General features: G+C 41.8%; 18 protein-coding genes, 1 tRNA gene and 1 pseudogene. 9 read left to right on the forward strand and 11 right to left on the reverse strand.

The genetic code is table 11. From position 1 onward, the window contains the following. Positions 1-356: 356 nt before the first annotated feature. The 3 genes from ACRPI0_RS07005 (at position 357) to ACRPI0_RS07015 (ending at position 4,448) form a co-directional block, all read left to right on the forward strand. On the forward strand, positions 357-1,391 hold the full coding sequence (locus tag ACRPI0_RS07005; protein WP_432355621.1) for an ABC transporter permease: 1,035 nt from the start codon (positions 357-359) through the stop codon (positions 1,389-1,391). 1 nt (position 1,392) lies between these two features. After that, a complete protein-coding gene (locus ACRPI0_RS07010; protein ID WP_432355622.1) occupies positions 1,393-2,067 on the forward strand; it encodes an ABC transporter ATP-binding protein in 675 nt (224 codons plus the stop codon). Positions 2,068-2,201: 134 nt separating this feature from the next. Beyond that, the gene (locus tag ACRPI0_RS07015; protein ID WP_432355623.1) at positions 2,202-4,448 is read left to right on the forward strand and encodes a YhgE/Pip family protein; all 2,247 of its coding nucleotides are present in this window, start codon (positions 2,202-2,204) and stop codon (positions 4,446-4,448) included. A gap of 64 nt (positions 4,449-4,512) precedes the next feature. Here the strand turns inward: ACRPI0_RS07015 and ACRPI0_RS07020 are convergent, their stop codons facing one another. The 4 genes from ACRPI0_RS07020 to ACRPI0_RS07035 form a co-directional block, all read right to left on the reverse strand. Further along, positions 4,513-4,950, reverse strand: a complete 438-nt coding sequence (locus ACRPI0_RS07020; RefSeq protein ID WP_432355624.1) for a hypothetical protein — start codon at positions 4,948-4,950, stop codon at positions 4,513-4,515. Next, positions 4,947-6,371 carry a cryptochrome/photolyase family protein gene (locus ACRPI0_RS07025; RefSeq protein WP_432355625.1) on the reverse strand — a complete coding sequence of 475 codons (1,425 nt, stop codon included), beginning with the start codon at positions 6,369-6,371 and terminating at the stop codon, positions 4,947-4,949. Before ACRPI0_RS07025 ends, ACRPI0_RS07020 begins: the two co-directional genes overlap by 4 nt. Before the next feature lie 53 nt (positions 6,372-6,424). Next, the gene (locus tag ACRPI0_RS07030) at positions 6,425-7,414 is read right to left on the reverse strand and encodes an EAL domain-containing protein (RefSeq protein ID WP_432355626.1); all 990 of its coding nucleotides are present in this window, start codon (positions 7,412-7,414) and stop codon (positions 6,425-6,427) included. Between the two features lie 176 nt (positions 7,415-7,590). After that, positions 7,591-9,123, reverse strand: coding sequence for an APC family permease (locus tag ACRPI0_RS07035; RefSeq protein WP_432355627.1), 1,533 nt, complete (start codon positions 9,121-9,123; stop codon positions 7,591-7,593). 218 nt (positions 9,124-9,341) lie between these two features. Here ACRPI0_RS07035 and ACRPI0_RS07040 point away from each other — a divergent pair, with 218 nt between their 5' ends. Both ACRPI0_RS07040 and ACRPI0_RS07045 read left to right on the forward strand, forming a co-directional pair. Further along, complete coding sequence (locus ACRPI0_RS07040) at positions 9,342-9,827, forward strand: general stress protein (protein WP_432355628.1); 486 nt, start codon at positions 9,342-9,344, stop codon at positions 9,825-9,827. Positions 9,828-9,953: 126 nt separating this feature from the next. Next, positions 9,954-10,130 (forward strand): hypothetical protein, encoded by a 177-nt coding sequence (locus ACRPI0_RS07045; RefSeq protein ID WP_432355629.1) that lies wholly within the window; start codon positions 9,954-9,956, stop codon positions 10,128-10,130. 84 nt (positions 10,131-10,214) lie between these two features. Here ACRPI0_RS07045 and ACRPI0_RS07050 read toward each other — a convergent pair whose 3' ends face one another. The 4 genes from ACRPI0_RS07050 to ACRPI0_RS07065 form a co-directional block, all read right to left on the reverse strand. Then, positions 10,215-10,769 (reverse strand): DUF420 domain-containing protein, encoded by a 555-nt coding sequence (locus ACRPI0_RS07050; RefSeq protein WP_432355630.1) that lies wholly within the window; start codon positions 10,767-10,769, stop codon positions 10,215-10,217. A 75-nt stretch (positions 10,770-10,844) separates the two neighbouring features. After that, positions 10,845-11,591, reverse strand: a complete 747-nt coding sequence (locus ACRPI0_RS07055) for an amino acid ABC transporter ATP-binding protein (RefSeq protein WP_432355631.1) — start codon at positions 11,589-11,591, stop codon at positions 10,845-10,847. Positions 11,592-11,606: 15 nt separating this feature from the next. Beyond that, a complete protein-coding gene (locus ACRPI0_RS07060) occupies positions 11,607-12,266 on the reverse strand; it encodes an amino acid ABC transporter permease (RefSeq protein WP_432355632.1) in 660 nt (219 codons plus the stop codon). A gap of 33 nt (positions 12,267-12,299) precedes the next feature. Then, positions 12,300-13,076, reverse strand: a complete 777-nt coding sequence (locus tag ACRPI0_RS07065; RefSeq protein WP_432355902.1) for an amino acid ABC transporter substrate-binding protein — start codon at positions 13,074-13,076, stop codon at positions 12,300-12,302. Positions 13,077-13,245: 169 nt separating this feature from the next. Here ACRPI0_RS07065 and ACRPI0_RS07070 point away from each other — a divergent pair, with 169 nt between their 5' ends. Next, on the forward strand, positions 13,246-13,608 hold the full coding sequence (locus ACRPI0_RS07070) for a DUF2500 domain-containing protein (protein WP_432355633.1): 363 nt from the start codon (positions 13,246-13,248) through the stop codon (positions 13,606-13,608). Between the two features lie 37 nt (positions 13,609-13,645). Here the strand turns inward: ACRPI0_RS07070 and ACRPI0_RS07075 are convergent, their stop codons facing one another. The 3 genes and pseudogenes from ACRPI0_RS07075 to ACRPI0_RS07085 all read right to left on the reverse strand — a co-directional run bounded on the left by ACRPI0_RS07075 (position 13,646) and on the right by ACRPI0_RS07085 (position 16,069). Then, positions 13,646-14,830 carry an MFS transporter gene (locus ACRPI0_RS07075; RefSeq protein WP_432355634.1) on the reverse strand — a complete coding sequence of 395 codons (1,185 nt, stop codon included), beginning with the start codon at positions 14,828-14,830 and terminating at the stop codon, positions 13,646-13,648. Between the two features lie 16 nt (positions 14,831-14,846). Beyond that, positions 14,847-15,266: a MarR family winged helix-turn-helix transcriptional regulator gene (locus tag ACRPI0_RS07080; protein ID WP_432355635.1), complete on the reverse strand. Its 420-nt coding sequence runs from the start codon at positions 15,264-15,266 to the stop codon at positions 14,847-14,849. Between the two features lie 156 nt (positions 15,267-15,422). Then, positions 15,423-16,069: pseudogene (locus tag ACRPI0_RS07085) on the reverse strand (SDR family oxidoreductase). Between the two features lie 156 nt (positions 16,070-16,225). On the opposite strand from ACRPI0_RS07085, the gene ACRPI0_RS07090 reads away from it, so the two are divergent. The 3 genes from ACRPI0_RS07090 to ACRPI0_RS07100 all read left to right on the forward strand — a co-directional run bounded on the left by ACRPI0_RS07090 (position 16,226) and on the right by ACRPI0_RS07100 (position 17,397). Further along, a tRNA-Arg gene (locus ACRPI0_RS07090) sits at positions 16,226-16,298 on the forward strand. 88 nt (positions 16,299-16,386) lie between these two features. Next, entirely contained in the window at positions 16,387-17,139 is a 753-nt protein-coding gene (locus tag ACRPI0_RS07095; protein WP_432355636.1) for a potassium channel family protein, read from the forward strand. A 147-nt stretch (positions 17,140-17,286) separates the two neighbouring features. After that, complete coding sequence (locus ACRPI0_RS07100) at positions 17,287-17,397, forward strand: putative holin-like toxin (RefSeq protein ID WP_432355637.1); 111 nt, start codon at positions 17,287-17,289, stop codon at positions 17,395-17,397. The last annotated feature ends 500 nt before the right edge of the window (positions 17,398-17,897 follow it).

Raw genomic sequence — 17,897 nt, forward strand, 5'->3', positions numbered from 1 at the left:
ATTTAATGAAGGTGACTGTAAACCAAACGATAAAACCAAATGGTACTAGATAAAAAAGTATAGAAAGAATAGGGAGTATCGAAATCATCATACTAGTTTCCAAAGGAGTTCCTCCTTCCTCATTGAATGATCATGTCAACACTTTGTTATATGCATAAAGTGTGAGATCTATTTCTACATGCTACCTCTTCCTAGTAAGGATAATTATACCATATTAAAATTTGAAGGTTTGAAATATTTGAATACATTTTCGTTTCTATTCAAGTGATAAAGTAGATGCATTTGTAATGCTGTGTTTATGTGGCGTTCATATTGGCAGCGTAAACTGAAGGTAATTACTAACGGAGGTGTTCACCATGCAAATGGCGTGGAAAGAAGTTAAAAAAAGTAAAATGAAATTCCTGATACTAGGTTCGATTATCTTTTTGGTCAGTTTCCTTACATTCATTATTTCAGGACTTGCCAACGGGTTATCTGAAGACAACGCAGCTCTCATTAAAAACGTACCAAATGGTCAGTTTTATTTAAATGATGACGCTAAACAAACGTATAACCTCTCTAAGATCGATGTCGATCAGCAAGACAAGTTACTCGCAGACTATGAAGGTGCTACAGCGATGTCCATTCAAATGGGCTTTGTCAATGACGCTGAAGACAAACAGCATAGTGTCGCTTTTGTAACATCAACTGACAGTGAGCTGTTCCCGAACGTCAAAGAAAACGAAGTGGTGCTAGATGCTTCGTTAAAAAATGAAGGCATCAAAGTCGGCGACATCTTGACGAACAACCAATTCAGTGGAGAGTTCAAAGTTACTGGATTCTCAGAGAAACAAACGTATAGTCACGCACCTGTTGCGTTTATCAGCATGACAAATTACCAGGAAATCTACCGTGTGATGGAAATGCAGACAGTTTTCATCCCAGGATCAGATAGTCCAGATGCTATTAGTGGTCTCGAAGCTTTTAGTAATAAAGAGTTCTTAAATACGATTCCGAGTTATGGCGCAGAACAAATGTCACTCAATATGATTATTTGGTTCCTTGTGGTCATTAGCGGTATGCTGTTTGCGATTTTCTTCTATATGATGAACGTCCAGAAAATCGGCTTATATGGCATTTTGAAAGCGATCGGTGTGAAAACGAGCTCGTTGTTTAGTATGATGTGGTACCAAATGTTGCTCATTACAGTCGTTTCGCTCGTACTATCGGGTGGACTCAGTCAGTTGTTTAGTATGGTAGCTCCTGCTGGCATGCCATTTAGCTTGCCGCTCAATACTACGCTTATACTTTCTGTTGTTTTCTTAGTGATTGGATTCATCGGAGCAACAATTTCCGGATTCCAAATTAAAAAAGTGGAGCCGTTACAGGCAATCCAACAAGGAGAGATGTAAGATGTCCATTTTCACAATTGACGATGTCGAAAAAACGTTCAAAACTGGTGATGTCAGTGAAAAAATCTTAAAAGGTGTCGATCTTGACTTAAACGAAGGCGAAATTACTGCACTTGTCGGTCCTTCGGGTTCAGGTAAGTCAACGATTTTAACAATAGCTGCCGGATTACAAAGAGCATCTGGTGGGCAAGTACTTTTTGAAGGTAAAGATATGACGCAAATGAGCCAAGAAGAAATCCGGAAAATCCGTTCCAGTGAGTTCGGGTTTGTGTTCCAATCTTCTCACCTCGTCCCCTTTTTGACTGTAGAAGATCAGTTGTTGCTCATGCTGGATGTAGCGGAGACGAAGTTGAATAAAAAACAGCAAAAGCAGGAAGTGTCAAAAGTACTCGAACTTGTTGGGATGTCGCATAGGAAGGAAGCTTATCCATCATCCCTTTCAGGCGGGGAAAAACAACGTGTCGCGATTGCGCGCGCCATCATTCATCAACCGAAAATGCTTTTTGCGGATGAACCGACAGCAAGTCTCGATTCCAAACGTTCCAAAGAAGTGATGGAAATCATTCGTAATCTAACAAAAACGCTAAAAATCACTACACTAATGGTCACGCATGACGAAGAAATGTTGCCCTACGCGGACCGAATTGTCACAATGAGAGATGGCTTGATCGATTAACACCTAAAAACCCCTTATCCTGACGTTCAGGATAAGGGGTTTTTGGGTAGTATAGTAAGATAAGCCTATTAGGTTTCATCCTTCCTAAATCCAGTAGGATGAACACAACTTGTTTAATGAAAGGAGGCAGACGAATGCGCAATATCTTCACGATTTTCAAACGAGATGTACGCAACATCTCAACGAACTGGGTCGCTGCTGTGTTAATTGGTGGATTAATTTTCTTACCGTCATTATATGCATGGTTAAATATCTATGCCTCGTCAGATCCATATGGCAGAACCGATAAATTGCCGGTTGCTGTCGTCAACGAAGATAAGGGTGCCGATGTTCAAAACAAGCATATTGATACTGGAGCAGAAATCGTCTCGACATTGAAGAAAAACCCTTCGATGGAATGGCACTTTGTCTCTAAAAAAGAAGCTATGGATGGAGTTGAATACGGAGATTATTACGCTGTGATGGTATTGCCTGAGACGTTGTCTGAACAACTAGCCTCCGTCGTATCCGGTAACCCGGAAAAAGCTGAAGTTGATTATTTCGTCAATGAAAAATTGAATTCGATTGCCCCTAAGATTACAGAAAAAGGAGCAACGGTCATTGTCGATAAAGTGAGTAGTCAATTCGTTTCAACGGTCAATGGTGTTATTTTTGATATGCTTAACACACTCGGACTCGAATTAGAAGCTGATCTACCTGATGTAAAAAGGTTCGAGAACTATATCTTTGAAGCGGAAAAAAGCTTACCTGAAATCTATAATCTCCTGAATCGTGGATTAGGCGATGCAACCGATGCACAAGCCATCATTCACGAAGCACAAGGAAAACTGCCAAAGGCAACACAAGTTACAGAAGACGGTCTCGCTCAAATCAACCGGACCGTTGCTTACCTAAACGAAGCTGAACAGAAGTTAGATGAAATGTCACCGAAAATCAAAGCGGACTTGAAAAAAGTTACCGAAATTTCGAATGAGGCCAATAGTTTCTTGAAACAGCTACACGGTGTTCAACTTGATTTCACCGAACTCGACAATGCCAAGAAATCACTTGATGCTCGAATGACAACAAGTATTGAACGGGTAGATGGCGTGAAGCAGGATCTCTTGCGATTACAAGAAATCGTGCAAGGGCTACCGAAACCTAGTGAAAAACCGTCCCCTGGTTCAGACGAAGAACCTGTTGATGAACCAGGTGCTACTCCAACCCCTTGTCTTTCAACGTCCGATTTGTCAGGAAAGCTAGGGAGTGCGATCACTAAAACAGACGATTTGAAAAACGTCTTACAGGAAGCGCAGACGAATGCACGTACTGTAAATAGTGTCGTGAAAGGCAAAGCACAAGAACTCGATCAAGCAGTAGATGATTTACAAAAAATCGCGGGGAATACTTCCGTTGAACTCGATCGTTTCATGAAAGAATATGTAAATACAATCGAACCGACGATAAAGAATGAAATTGCGACAGCTAAAGGAACTCTTGGACAAGCAAAAGGACTTCTTACAGAAATTCAGTCAACATTTCCAAAAGTGCAAACGATCTTAGGGAACTCAGACCGTGAATTAGCCGAAGGAAAAGGAACTATTAAAAAAGCGGTTGCGGAGTATCCTTACATTTCAGAAAAAGTGAATCAGTTAGCGGATAAAATCCGAAGCATTCAAGGTGAAACGGATATTAATGAAATCATTACATTGTTGCAGAACGATCCAAATGCTGAAAAAAGTTTCTTTGAAGAACCCATTCAACTAAAGGAAAACCGATTATACTCAATTGAAAATTACGGTACAGGCATGACTCCATTTTATACCGTGCTCTCTCTGTGGGTCGGCTGTCTATTACTGATTTCGCTTCTATCCACTGATTTACATGGAGACGAATTCTCAGCTCGTCATGTCTATTTTGGTAGATTATTGACGTTCGGAGGCATCGGTTTATTGCAATCACTTATCGTCCTAGGTGGAGACCTTTTCATACTCGATGTCCATATTCGTGAACCGGTTTGGTTTGTCGTGTTCGGTGTGTTCATTAGCATCGTATTCATGTCAATCGTGTACACACTGGTTTCGGTATTTGGAGATGTAGGAAAAGCAATGGCGATTGTCATGCTGGTCTTGCAAATCGCTGGATCTGGAGGAACGTACCCAGTTGTATTACTTCCCGACTTCTTCGGTATGATTAACCCTTTCCTACCCTTCACTTATGCGATTGATGTTATGCGTGAAGCAGTAGGTGGAATCGTTTGGGAGCGCGTGGCAAAAGATCTATCCTTCCTCGCCTGCTGTTCGATTGCCTTCATCCTATTTGGTGCATTGCTAAAAGAGCATATTAATAAAGGTACGAACCAACTATTGAAAAAATCAAAAGAAGCAGGGATCTTCCATTAATAACAAAAAGCACTTCAGCTCTGTCAATCCGACAGCTGAAGTGCTTTTTAGGTATGAACACTTATTATTTTCCCAACCGGTAGAATAAACCTAAGACTGCACCGAACACGGCGTGACCGAGTAGCCAGTACAGGAGTGAAAGTCCATCTGTGATTTCGGGTGTATGATCTGATAATGCCGTTGTTGGAAATAGTGCGATTCCTATAACGATACTGACGCCTGTACAAATTAATAAAGACTGTCTCTTCCATGTGGTACGCAGCTGAAACATGAGATAGAATCCAATAGTAACAACGATTGAAACGATTAGATGGAACACCACTTCAATCCATTCTGGAAATGAGATGTCACCAATCACAGGAATGTAATCGACATTCAGTAAGAATGTGTAGATCTTCTCACCTGTCACAGATTCAAGCCATTTAAATAAGCACGTCAGGATCAACCCGCTAATTAGCCCGTAGGCAGCAGCTAAACTGACTCCTTGAACATGCTTGTTCATGACGAACCCTCTTTCTTCCCTTTTATGAATGCATATGCATCCAACGCTCGGGTACGAGCGGTCGAATGATCGACAATTGGGGATGGGTACGTTTTATCAATCAATACCCCAGCCTCTGTTAATACGTCTTCCGGTGCAAGATGCGGTTCATGGATAAATGGTTTTGGAAGTGTAGCGAGTTCAGGCACCCACTTTCGAATATAGGTACCGTCGGCATCGAACTTTTTACTTTGTGCTGTTGGATTGAATATACGGAAATAAGGGGCGGCATCAAATCCGGAACCTGCTACCCACTGCCAGCCAAGAGTATTGTTCGCAACATCATAATCGACTAGCGTTTCTCGGAACCATTCTGCACCGATACGCCAGTCGATGAGCAAGTGCTTAATTAGAAAAGAAGCGACGACCATTCTCACACGATTATGAATCGTACCTGTCGACCACAATTCACGCATGCCGGCATCGACCAATGGAAATCCTGTACGACCTTCCTTCCACGCAAGTAGTCCTTCAGGATCTTCGCGCCAAGCAAACTGTAGAAACTCGGATCGTAACGGTCGCTCTGTAATATCTGGGAAGTGCATAAGCTGATAATAAGCGAACTCTCGCCATGCAAGTTGTCTTAGAAAAGGTTCAGGTTGAGGGACTTCCCCTTCAGATTGTGCCCGACGAACCGCATGCCATAATGCTCGTATGCTCATATTGCCGGAGGCTAAATAGCCGGATAGTCTTGAAGTGCCGTCTATCGCAGGAAAATCACGTCGTCGAACATACGAATTAATACCGTTATCCTTAAAGTGAACCCATTGATTAAAAGAAGCGAATTCACCTGGAGTCCATGCTTCTTGTAAAGACGTATCCCATTTTATAGAGGAGCGTAAGTCGGTTTCTTCTAATAAAATTGACGTTGCATCGCTATCAATCCAACTAGTTAGAGAAGTTGGTACAGGTAGCGGCCAAGGGATTGTTTGTTGCTGTAAGGATTTCCAAAATGCGCCGAACACTTTATAGGGATGACCGGCTCCCGTTTTTAAAATTGACGGATCGAGCAACATGTTTGGCTCGAAGCGTCGAATATCGATACCCGATAACCCTTCCGCTTCAAGTAAGGACGTCTCTTCCCTTCTCGATATCGGATCTACTTGTCCATTGAAGAATAGCGAGTCTGCGCCATGTCTAAAAGCGAATTCAGTGAGTACTAATGCAGGTTCTCCTTGGAGAATGACTAATGGAGCGCCTAACTTTTCAAGCTGTTCTTTTAAGTGTTCGAGTGATTCTGAAATCCACCAATCCGAAGCAGTAGGAGTCTTCGTTTCAGGTACTATGTATATAGGCACGACTTGACCACATGTAGCGGCTTCGTGTAGAGCGGGATGGTCATGTAGACGTAAGTCGTTCCTGAACCAGACGATTGTTTTCAAAAGATCCCTCCTAAAAAAGGACCGCACAGATGGCGGTCCCTAGTTTGTTCCTATTATAACGGGGATGGTGCCGGTTTTCCAAAGAAGTACCCTTGGAACAACTCATATCCCTTACTCTTCAACCACTCAAAATCTTCTTTTGTTTCAATACCTTCAGCAAGTGGAACAGATCCACTTTCTTTGGCTTTTGTTAGGAACAGTTCTGCGTTAGCTTGTTTTTTCGTATCACTTGAGACGCCATCCACGTAAGAGCGATCGAGCTTCATATAATTTGGCTGTAACTCTGCCAATAGTTCAACCGTGCTAAACCCTTCACCGACATCGTCAAGTGCATAATGGAAACCTTTCTCACGATAATATCTTAAAATCGTTTTCAAGTGTTCCACGTCTTCTACTTTATCTGTTTCAACTACTTCAAAAACTAATTGGTACGGATCGATATTGAATTGGTTCGCAACAGCAACCGTTGATTGCAGACAGAACTCAGGAGAATAAATCGATGTAGGCACAAAGTTTATGAAAGCTTTTACGTTAATAAGTGGTGCTGCATGACGAACCGCGGTGATTCGGCATAGACGATCGAGTGCATAAAGACGACCTCGAGCTCGTGCTGCTGCAAACGCTTCATCTGGATAGATCATTTCTCCTTCAGGTGAATGAAAACGGGCTAACAACTCATAGCCAAATATTGTGCACTCTGTATCAACAATAGGCTGATAATATGAGATGACACGTTCATTTTGAATAAGTTCATCAATCCACTGGGAAGCAAACACTTCATTCACTTGTGAAAAAGGTCGCCATACAAGTTCTCCCACTACTCGGAAGTGCAGTAGAGTTTCATCCAAATAATCTTTCGTGAAATCCGCTAATTCACGAAGCCCAACTTCCGACATCGTGATCATCATATCGTCGTCCCTCAAATTTGATGTCTGCGCTTCAAGACGTTCTATGTATTTGACAAGCATTCCACGGGACGCTTCGTCTTCAATCTTTACTTCAAATAGTAAGTCAGTAACAATACATGCTGCTCTGCAACCCATTTCTGAGCCTCCATCCTAACTTGAGTATAGAATACTAGTGATTTATAATTTATTGTAATCGATTACTCCTATATAAAGCAAGTGTTTATATACGAAATGCCTATCTAAAAAATAAAATAACAGCATGACCTATGGAACCATAGGTCGAATGCTGTCAAATCGATAGTACCTATTCGTTACGTAGGGAGTCCTGTTCCCGTCGTATCGGTGTTTGTAGAATTAGGACGATCCGTATTTACTTCAATTGTCGTATCCACTTCTGATTCAATTGTCTTACCTAGCATATAGTACTCAGTTTCTTCTTGAGTGAGACTATTATAGCGCTTTTGGATCACACTATAGAAGATACCTCCAAGAATTGCCCATGCAATTAAAAGCACGTAAGAAGGAGTAGTCAATGAAGCTGGAGACATTGGAAGAAGAAGCAAGAGCAAGAATGCTATACTCGCAATAATGCCTGCTAACGCAAGTCCTTTTTTAACTGGTGCAATTTCACGGTGAGCTTCTTCTTTCCCCCATGCTAATACTTTATAGGCGGCGATACATGTGAATAAGTACGCGACCGAGACGCCTGTTGAAGACATATCTACAATCCAGGATAGGGCTTGTCGGCCGAACCATGGAGTTGGGAGTGTAATAAGTGTCACAAACCAGATACCCCATATAGGTGTTTGGCTTTTCTTCGAGATTGTTCTAAACATATCCGGCAATGCGCGTGCGCGTGCCATAGAGAATAGAAGACGACTCGAGGACATATAGAAACCGTTTAACCCTGTAAAGATTCCCATCATGATTGCAACCGCCATTACGACCAATCCGCCATATCCAAGTGCTGAGTTGACCACTTCACCTGTTAACCAAAGGCTGCCGTCGCCAACAGAAGATCCTGTCGGGAAAGTCCATGCTGTAAGCCCAATCATTACTGCATAGATTAAAAATGAAGCAAATAACGAAGCTACGATAAGCATAGTCGCTTTACGTGGAGAGAAATTGAACTCCTCTGCTGCTTGAGGAACATTGTCGAATCCGACATACGCCCAAGGAGCAATTGCCAATATGACAAGAATCGATGTCAAAACAGATTGATTGCCGTTGAATAATGGTTTCATGTTTTCAAACGGTGCTTCTGTAATTCCAAAAGTGAAAGCCCCGAGTATAACGACTCCTGCAACTAATAGAATACTGAAGTAAAATTGAATTCGTCCAGAAATGCTTGTTCCTGTTGAGTTAATGAGAGCAAACAATAAAATGATGACTGATGAAATAATGACTTCTGGTAAATAGACATCCCAGCCTGCAACACTATAGAGATAGAATTGCTTCATGAATCCAGGTGCTAAGAATTTCAAAAGTAATGAAAATGCAGAAGCATTTAAAGCAACAATCGATATGTATCCAAGTGATAGGAACCATCCACAGATGAAGGCCCAAATCTTACCTGCTCCTATAAAAGCATAGGTAAAGCCTCCCCCTGAAACTGGGAATTTCTTTATCATAACACCGTAGCTTGATGCAATAATCATCATTACAAGCGCTCCAATTAATAAGCCGATTGTGGCCCCAAGTGGTCCTGACTCACCAATCCAATCTCCCGGTAGGATAAAAGCTCCCCACCCTACGGATGATCCTAACGCAATCGCGAACACCCACGAAGGCTTCAGCGTTTTTGTTAACTTCCTGCGCTTCTGATGCGCATCTGTTTGATCCATATGTAAGTTCCCCCTATAAAATCGTTCTTGTATTTATTCCCTACCTGACGAAACTAAAACCTATTGTGGTATTAAAAAATATTTGCGAAAAGTCTTCATCTTAAGAACGTCAAAAGAGTTCTAGCTGAAACCACGAAAAGGTTTCAGAAAAAATACCACGGGTATTCTTCAGACTAGCAACGAAATCTAGCAGTAAAAATTCCAGGAGGCGATTCAACATGGTAAAACGACAAGTAGTAGGTTACTATGACAGTGAAAATGATGCAATTCTAGCAATTGAAGATTTAAAACGACAAGGCTATTCATCAGATGAAATTTCAGTAATTAGTAAAGAACGCGAACAAGTCGATACGGTTGTAGAAGAAACTGGAACACATGCAACGGATGGTGCAGCAACAGGAGCTGCAGCTGGCGTCGTATTAGGCGGACTTGGTGGAGTTCTTGCAGGTATTGGTGCGTTAGCGATTCCAGGTATTGGACCAATCATTGCTGCAGGTCCGATTATTGCTGGGATTACAGGAGCCGCCGCAGGTGCGGGTGTTGGCGGATTAGCTGGCGCACTCATTGGTATGGGCATTCCTGAAGAAGAAGCAAACCGATACAATACGCATTTCGACGAAGGGAAAATTCTTGTGCTTGTTGACGGGGATTATCCACGTAGAACGGGGCATGACTTGGATGAATACAACCGAACTATCTTATAATGAAGTGACTGCCTCCCCTCTTTCTTTTTTATCGGAAAGAGGGGGTTTTTGTGTCGACATCGAAAAACAGCGTCAGGCGTGCTATACTAAAGCAACGGCATGTTAAGAACGGAGGCGGAATAGAATATGCAATATAACCAACAAAAGATGGCACAGCTAGTGAAAAGAGAGCCTGAGCTCTCGTCACGGTTGACTCAGATTATGAAAGAGCATGAATTGGAGCGGCCTTTCGCATTGAAAGCGTTATACCACGCGGAAGTTAAAGATAGTGGTCGGTTCATGAAACCTTATCAGGAGCTGTAAGACGAAAAAGCACGGACATCCCATTACGGGGTGTCCGTGCTTTTTGAATGAAGATAAAGTCTAGCCTATACCTTTAACAAGTTCTTAATAGTACGGTGAGATTAATACATAGACGAGGACGCCTGTGAAACTGACGTATAGCCAGATAGGCATCGTGAAGCGGACGATTTTACGGTGACGTTCGACTTCACCGTTCCATGCACGTGCGACACTCGTTAAAGCGAGTGGTACGATTGCCGCCGCTAGTAAGATATGAGTAATTAGGATGAAATAGTAGAATCCTGCCATGAACCCGCTACCGCCGAACGGTGTCGATTCTGCCAAGAAGTGATACATGACATACGTGATCAGGAAGAAGAATGTCGTCACGAATGCTGCGTAAATGAATCGCTTATGTACCGCGATGTTCCGTTTTTTTATGGCGATTAAAGCTCCAACTAGAAACAGGAACGTAAACGTGTTGAAGATTGCATTGAGCATCGGAAGAATCGTAATATCAAATGCGTCAAAGTTTTCCGCTCCAGGAATCCCTGAAAGAATCCCGATTGCACCGATTAGAATGACGGATACAATGATAATGAACGGCTTGTAATTCCGCTTCTTTATAGGCGTTTCAATTGTAGAAGACGCGTTTTTCAACGTTACCACTCCATTGCTAGCAAATTGTCTTACCTTTCCAGTTTACCATATGTGGAAAGGCCGAGCCAGTTCACTTTAGCCTAACGTGCGCGCTAAAAACGCTTTTGTACGATCATGTGTCGGATTTGTTAACATCTCTGCTGGAATACCTTCTTCGACAATTTGTCCATCCGCCATAAACAACGCTTTCGTTGCGACATCTTTCGCAAACGACATTTCGTGCGTGACGACAATCATCGTCATGTTCTCTTCTGCTAGTTTCTTCATCACTGCAAGGACTTCCCCTGTTAATTCTGGATCGAGAGCGGAAGTTGGTTCATCGAACAATAGAATTTCAGGATCCATCATAAGCGCACGAGCAATTGCAACACGTTGCTTTTGACCGCCTGACAAATTCGCAGGATACGCATCGACTTTATCTGCTAGACCGACTTTTGTTAGCAGCTCTGTAATTCGACCTGCAAGTTTCTCTTTCGGTTCACCTTTTACAAGTTTCGGCGCGAGAGCCAAGTTCTGTTTCACGGTTAAGTGAGGGAACAAGTTAAAGTGCTGAAACACCATGCCGATCCGTCTTCCGATTTTACGGATTTCTGGCGTACTTGCATAGACACCGTCTTCTACAAGTGCTTCTCCGCCGATTCGGACGGTTCCTCCTTCAATCTCTTCAAGATGTGCAAGGCTTCGGAGCATCGTACTCTTACCTGATCCGGACGGACCAATGACCGCCACAACTTCGTTTTTCTCTACCTGGAATGTAATCTGTTTTAGAACTTCAATATCACCAAATGATTTTTTCATATCGACTACGTCAATCAATGCCATTGCTTTTCACCTTCCTCATACATAATGGAATCGTCGTTCCAACCACTTGAAAACAAGCGTCAATACCGCAGTAATCATCAAATAGATCACACCTGCCACAACAAACGGAACAATTGTAAAGTCGCGGTTAACTGCCGTTTGCGCAAAGTGAAGCAGCTCCGGAACCGCCACAGCATACAATAACGCCGTATCTTTCACAAGAGTTACGGATTCGTTCGCAAGGGCTGGAAGCGCAATACGAATCATTTGTGGAATGACAATTCGTGTTGTTGTTTGCCATTTGTTCAATCCTAGTACTTGAGCCGCTTCATATTGTCCTTTATCAATCGATAACAAGCCACCACGGAAGATTTCCGCAAAATACGCTGCATAGTTCAAGATGAATGCAAGCGCTGCGGCTGCGAATCGGTCCATGACCAAGAACTCGCCGATGACCGGGATTAGGGGCAACCCGAATACAAAGAACAATAATTGCAGTAAGAGCGGCGTACCGCGCATGAGGTAGATGTACGTATTTGCTAACCATGACAACGGTTTGAACGTGCTATTCACCGCGAGTGTCAGCAGGAATCCGAGTGGAATCGAAGCAACGATTGCGATGAGGAACAATAGAATTGTTGCTTTCGCCCCTTCAAGCATTGGTACTATAATTGATATTAAATAATCTGGCGACATTGTAACCCCTCCAACTTGACTAGAAACCGTGACTTACTTCAATACTTTGTTTTCACCAAACCACGTTTCGGAAATTTGTGCTGCTGTCCCATCTTCATTCATCGTATCTAATGCATCTTGTAGTTTTTTCAATAAATCCTCGTTCCCTTTTTTCACGCCTACACCGTATTCCTCAGGAGCAAGTGTTTCATCGAGTACTTTAAACGTGCCCTCTTCTTTCGACATGTAATAGTCAATGACGACTTCATCAATAATGACTGCTTCTACACGTTTACTCTTCAAATCTGAAAGAGCTAAAACGTTATCCGCAAATTCCGTTTTGTTTTTAACTTTATCCGCAATCGGATTTGCTTCAAGTGCATCTGCTGCTGAAGATAATGCTTGTAGGCCAACTTCTTTACCTTCAAGATCTCCTAGTGATTTAATATCCGAACCTTCAAGTACTGCAACTACTTGTGCATTGCTTAAGTAAGGTTTTGTGAAAAGTACTTTCTTTTTACGATCTTCTGTAATCGTATACCCGTTCCAGATAAGATCAATGCGTCCACTAGCCAATTCTGTTTCTTTCGCTTTCCAATCGATTGGCTGGAATTTCGCTTTCATGCCCATGTGCTCAGCTGCAGCTTTTGCATAGTCGATGTCAAACCCTGTAAGCTCATTCGCTTCGTCACGGAATCCTAATGGAGCGAATTTATCATCAACCCCGATGACTAACTCCTTTTCACCTCTTGCTGCTTCTTTAGAATTCCCACATCCTGCTAAAAGTGCAATGACTCCAAGACCTGCTAACGCTACTTTCATCTTTTTCATCTTCATATGATTTTCCTCCACTTCATCGCTTTAGTCTGTTAAAGTAATAATAGAATAGCACACATTTTATAGAATGCAAAGCAATTACTATGAAAAAACTGTTTCTTTTTTTGAAACCGTTTGCAATGGACTTCGTATATACTAAAAGAAACAGAAAGGCGGGATGAGTATGAATCCTTATGACGATTCTTTCTTTGATGTATTCCCTATTATTTTCGTGATTTTCTTTTGTATTGTAGGTGGAATCATTCTCTTCGTCTTTATTAAAGGAGCAGCAGATTGGGGTAAAAACAACAATTCCCCTAAAATCACAGTTGCAGCTCATGTGAAAACGAAACGTACAAATACATCTGGAGGTTCCGGCGATATGTCAGCAACCACTTCCTATTATGTAACGTTTGAATATGAAAGTGGCGATCGTCAAGAGTTCCAGACCACAGGTGAGCAATACGGAATGCTCGCTGAGGGTGATATTGGGAAATTAAATTTTCAAGGCACTCGTTATCTTGGATTTGAACGGGTCCCTTCTTAAAAAAACGGCTCTCCATCTATTGGAGAACCGTTTTTTTTTATTGAATCGCAGGTTGCTTTTTACGGGAAATCAGCAAGTACAGAACGAGCGCTACGACCACTAATCCGGCAAGGATCATATACAAATCACGGTATCCATAAGCCGTTGCTACATTTCCTAAGAAGTACGGACCGAATCCGAACCCGAAGTCCAGGAAGATATAGAATGTAGATGTTGCGATCCCGATCCGTTTAATAGGAACACCAATGAGAGCAATCGCTTGCGCACAGGATTGGAAATTCCCGAATCCAAGTCCGATAATCGCACCCGCAATGAGCAAGATGAAACCAGTATGTGTTTGACTAAGTAGTAATAAACCACCCGCAAACAATACTAATGAAGGAACAACGACAAATGTGCCGCCTTTACGGTCTAATAACTTCCCTGAGAATGGACGGGAAATCAGAATGGCTACAGCATAGATTAGGAAGAAGAAACTTGCTGCATCGACAAGGTTCGCTTCTTTTGCGTAAAATGACAGAAACGACAACACACCTGAATATCCGATTCCCGCAAGTAATATTACTGCAGCAATTGGCAATGCAGATTTTTCGATGTAATTCGCAAGTCCTTTTGGCGTATCTTTTACTTCGACAATTTCTTGTGGTGCTTCTTCTGGACGTTTATCGACAAAGAAGAACATAGCAAGACCAACAAGTCCAAGTGCTAAACTAAAGATAAATATCCAAGTGAATTCGACATGTTGACTTAGGTAAATACCAAAGAATGGCCCGATTGCTGTCGCAAGTACTGTACTCAAACTAAAGTAGCCAATCCCTTCACCACGGCGTGAAGCCGGTATGATTTGTGCAATCATCGTACCTGTTGCTGTTGATGCAATACCAAGTCCAATTCCGTGGATGAAACGAACGATTAGAAGAATTGGAAGTGAATGCGCAATGAAATATAATGCAACAGCGATGACAGAAATAATCATACCGAACAGCAAGATCCGACGGCTGCCTATACTTTCAATCACACGCCCTGTTCCGATTCGTGCAGACAACGTTCCGATGATGAATATCCCAGATACAAGACCTGCCATGCTGGCTGAAGCGCCATATTCTTCAACGGCAAATGGAGCAATTGTTACCATCAGCATGTACATGACGATCATTAAGAAAAAGTTAATGATAGAAATAAAAATAAAGTCCTTGGTCCATAAGTTTTGTTTGACTTCCATATACTGACCCTCTCCATTAGTTGATAAGATTTTTGTATGCCTGATCGAGCAATTGTTTCGCAGCCTGAATGTCTTCCTTAGGAATGTCTGTTAAGAATTTTTCATATAGCGGAAGTAGTTCAGCTTGAATCTCAACTGTGATCCGCTCACCTTCACTAGAGAGCTTCAACAACTTCTCACGCTTATCTTGCCCTTGAGTCACATCAAGATACCCAATTTCGTGAAGTCTCTTTACTACTTTTGTGACGGACGGTTTTTCAATCATCTGTTCTTCAGCAATTTCTGCAGAAGTCATCTCGCCTTCTCTCGACAGCAAACTTAAGATGGTCCATTGTGCGTTGTATAAGTCATAATGCAACAGCAATCGATTGAGTTGATTCACCATAGGACGATACAGTTTGACATAACTTCTGAAAAATTGATGTTCTAATTGCATTGTCTCGCCTCACTTTGCAAGTTAATGATTAGTTACCCTACCTAACTACTTTAGTATACGCTTTGAATTTTCATTTGTAAACGATGGAGATTTGCAACTCACAAAAAAAGAAACGACCTCCGAGTAAACAGGAAGTCGTTTCTATGGGTTCAAGTATTAGTAAGCGGACCAACCGTTATCCGCTTGCATGATAACGCCATTTACATAAGAGGATTCGTCAGATGCTAAGAACAACGCGATGTTCGCGATTTCTTCTTTCGTACCTGGACGGCTCAATTGGCTAACGCCTTTCAAAGCTTGCTCCATACCATGCTTATCAGGTTGTACTAAATTGTTCGTAATATTCGTAGGTACTTGTGCTGGTGCGATCGCATCGATGCCATATTGACGATGACACCCGATTGCTTTTGTTCAAAGATGGAAAGCGCTTTCCGTGTTGCACGCATGACGCCAGTTGTATTAATCGCCAATACTTTGTCCCAAACATCGTCCGTAATCGTTGCAGCGGAATACATGTTATCCATAATTCCAGCATTGTTCACCAAGATATCGAGAGTGCTAAACTTTTCGACAGCTGTATCAATCATGCGCTGTACGTCTTCTTCAACAGTGACATTCGTTTTTACAGCTAGTGCTTCCCCGCCAGTTGCTTTAATCGCTTGAACGGTTTCTTCTGCACCTTCCATATTCATGTCCGCAATGACAATCTTTGCACCTTCACGAGCGTACAATTCTGCAATTTCACGACCAAGCCCAGATCCTGCACCTGTTACGACTGCTACTTTGTTTTCTAATCGATTCAACAAAATCGCCTCCACTAGTTAGATTTGTTATCTTCACCAACTAGTATACGCTATAATGCTTTGGGGTTAAAACAATTGGATTGTATCAAGAAATCGTAATCGAGTAGTTGCCCATATGGATAGTTTGCCGTATACTGATATAGTTAATTCCAAAAGGTCTCAGTAGCTCAGGGGATAGAGCAACAGCCTCCTAAGCTGTGGGTCGCAGGTTCGATTCCTGCCTGGGACGTATTGAAAAAAGCTAGATCACAGACATAAAGTTCCCTGTGATCTAGCTTTTTTATGGTCATTTTTAGTAGTAAGGAGTGTCGATTCACGTGACAAAACATCGTTTGAAACTTATTTACGAAGTAATCATGTTTTCCCTTGCCATTCTTTCTGTATCTTTTGTCTGGATTCAAAAGGATTCCCTACAATATATAGATAAGATTGTTTGGTTCATATTCCTAGTAGATGTCTCTACACGATTTTTCATTAGCAAGAATAAGTTAGAATTCATCAAAAAGAATCCATTTGATTTAATTGCCATTATTCCATTTGACTCCGTGTTCCAGTTGGCAAGATTAGCTCGATTGATTCGTGTCGTAAGGGCTTTTACCATCGTCAAAAGATATGCAAAGCCAGCCCTCGCCATTTTAGAGATTAACGGATTGCAACGAATTTTGACGTTTACCGTGATTCTCATATTCGCAGCGGCGATCCCGATACGATTTATAGAGCCTTCCATCACGAGTTATGAGGATGCTCTATGGTGGAGTGTCGTAACCGCAACCACTGTAGGTTATGGCGACATTTCTGTCGAAACAGGATTAGGAAGAATCATTGCAATCGTCCTAATGATTTTCGGAATTGGTTTACTAGGAATGATCACAGGATCGATTGCCACCTATTTCATTAAAGAAACAGAAAGCGATGATCCAACGACTGCTTATTTAAAAACGCAACTGGATCGCTTGGATGACTTATCGGAGAGTGAGATTAATGCGTTTATCGCTGTTTTGAATAGTAAGAAGGACAGTATAGGAGTAGTACGAGAAGTAGAGAGGAAAAGCCAAGCTTCTATAGATTAGATTAACTTTGTCAGATCAGCATTATAAAGCTTAGTAGCTAAAAAACGAACATGCGTTTCTTTTTATAGCAAATTCATGGTATAATTATAAGGTAGAAACATATAGCGGATGGGCGGTTGGCACTCCCTTTTGAAAGGGGGTGTTTACATGGTGACTTACGAAGCAATGAACATGTTATTCCAATTTGGATTGTTCCTCGCAACAATGACAACAGCTGTCGTTGCGATGATTGCTCTATACACCAAACAAAAAAAGTAACCACCCTCCGCTACCTGGCAAAGTAGATGAGATGGTTACTCTTAACACTCTTATTACACTGGCCAACCGCTCTTCAAGCGGATGTCAGCTACATTGACTGGGTGTTGACGCACCCGGTCCTTTTTAGTATATGTTTATCTTACCACATTCAAACGATTTCTACACATTGAAAAATATGTATTCCTACTATGATGTTTGATTCAGCTATCTAAGCAGGAAACAAATCAACCACGATTTCGAATAGTTTAGTGTTTCCTATCGACTTACTCATGATTTCTTCTAATTTCCTGTAACTTCTTCTCTTTAATCTCTAAATCTGTGGTGAAATAATAAGTACTTCTATTTATAGAATAAGGCTCGTCATACCATAAACTATTCACGATTTTTGTTCATCTATAGACTTTGTCATTGGTATAGTTTTTAAAAAACTTAGCCGTTTCTTGGATAGTAGAGCACTCTGCAAGCAATTCTTCACCTTTGTAGATATTGACAGGAATTTT

The sequence above is a fragment of the Sporosarcina sp. A2 genome, assembly GCF_050858885.1.
Classification (GTDB): domain Bacteria; phylum Bacillota; class Bacilli; order Bacillales_A; family Planococcaceae; genus Sporosarcina.

Excerpts from the sequence above, each read along its gene's own strand:
- ACRPI0_RS07005 (WP_432355621.1), top strand. The coding sequence starts at position 357 with ATGCAAATGGCGTGGAAAGAAGTTAAAAAAAGTAAAATGAAATTCCTG.
- ACRPI0_RS07010 (WP_432355622.1), top strand. The coding sequence starts at position 1,393 with ATGTCCATTTTCACAATTGACGATGTCGAAAAAACGTTCAAAACTGGT.
- ACRPI0_RS07015 (WP_432355623.1), top strand. The coding sequence starts at position 2,202 with ATGCGCAATATCTTCACGATTTTCAAACGAGATGTACGCAACATCTCA.
- ACRPI0_RS07020 (WP_432355624.1), bottom strand. The coding sequence starts at position 4,950 with ATGAACAAGCATGTTCAAGGAGTCAGTTTAGCTGCTGCCTACGGGCTA.
- ACRPI0_RS07030 (WP_432355626.1), bottom strand. The coding sequence starts at position 7,414 with ATGGGTTGCAGAGCAGCATGTATTGTTACTGACTTACTATTTGAAGTA.
- ACRPI0_RS07035 (WP_432355627.1), bottom strand. The coding sequence starts at position 9,123 with ATGGATCAAACAGATGCGCATCAGAAGCGCAGGAAGTTAACAAAAACG.
- ACRPI0_RS07040 (WP_432355628.1), top strand. The coding sequence starts at position 9,342 with ATGGTAAAACGACAAGTAGTAGGTTACTATGACAGTGAAAATGATGCA.
- ACRPI0_RS07045 (WP_432355629.1), top strand. The coding sequence starts at position 9,954 with ATGCAATATAACCAACAAAAGATGGCACAGCTAGTGAAAAGAGAGCCT.
- ACRPI0_RS07055 (WP_432355631.1), bottom strand. The coding sequence starts at position 11,591 with ATGGCATTGATTGACGTAGTCGATATGAAAAAATCATTTGGTGATATT.
- ACRPI0_RS07060 (WP_432355632.1), bottom strand. The coding sequence starts at position 12,266 with ATGTCGCCAGATTATTTAATATCAATTATAGTACCAATGCTTGAAGGG.
- ACRPI0_RS07065 (WP_432355902.1), bottom strand. The coding sequence starts at position 13,076 with ATGAAAAAGATGAAAGTAGCGTTAGCAGGTCTTGGAGTCATTGCACTT.
- ACRPI0_RS07070 (WP_432355633.1), top strand. The coding sequence starts at position 13,246 with ATGAATCCTTATGACGATTCTTTCTTTGATGTATTCCCTATTATTTTC.
- ACRPI0_RS07075 (WP_432355634.1), bottom strand. The coding sequence starts at position 14,830 with ATGGAAGTCAAACAAAACTTATGGACCAAGGACTTTATTTTTATTTCT.
- ACRPI0_RS07080 (WP_432355635.1), bottom strand. The coding sequence starts at position 15,266 with ATGCAATTAGAACATCAATTTTTCAGAAGTTATGTCAAACTGTATCGT.
- ACRPI0_RS07100 (WP_432355637.1), top strand. The coding sequence starts at position 17,287 with ATGGTGACTTACGAAGCAATGAACATGTTATTCCAATTTGGATTGTTC.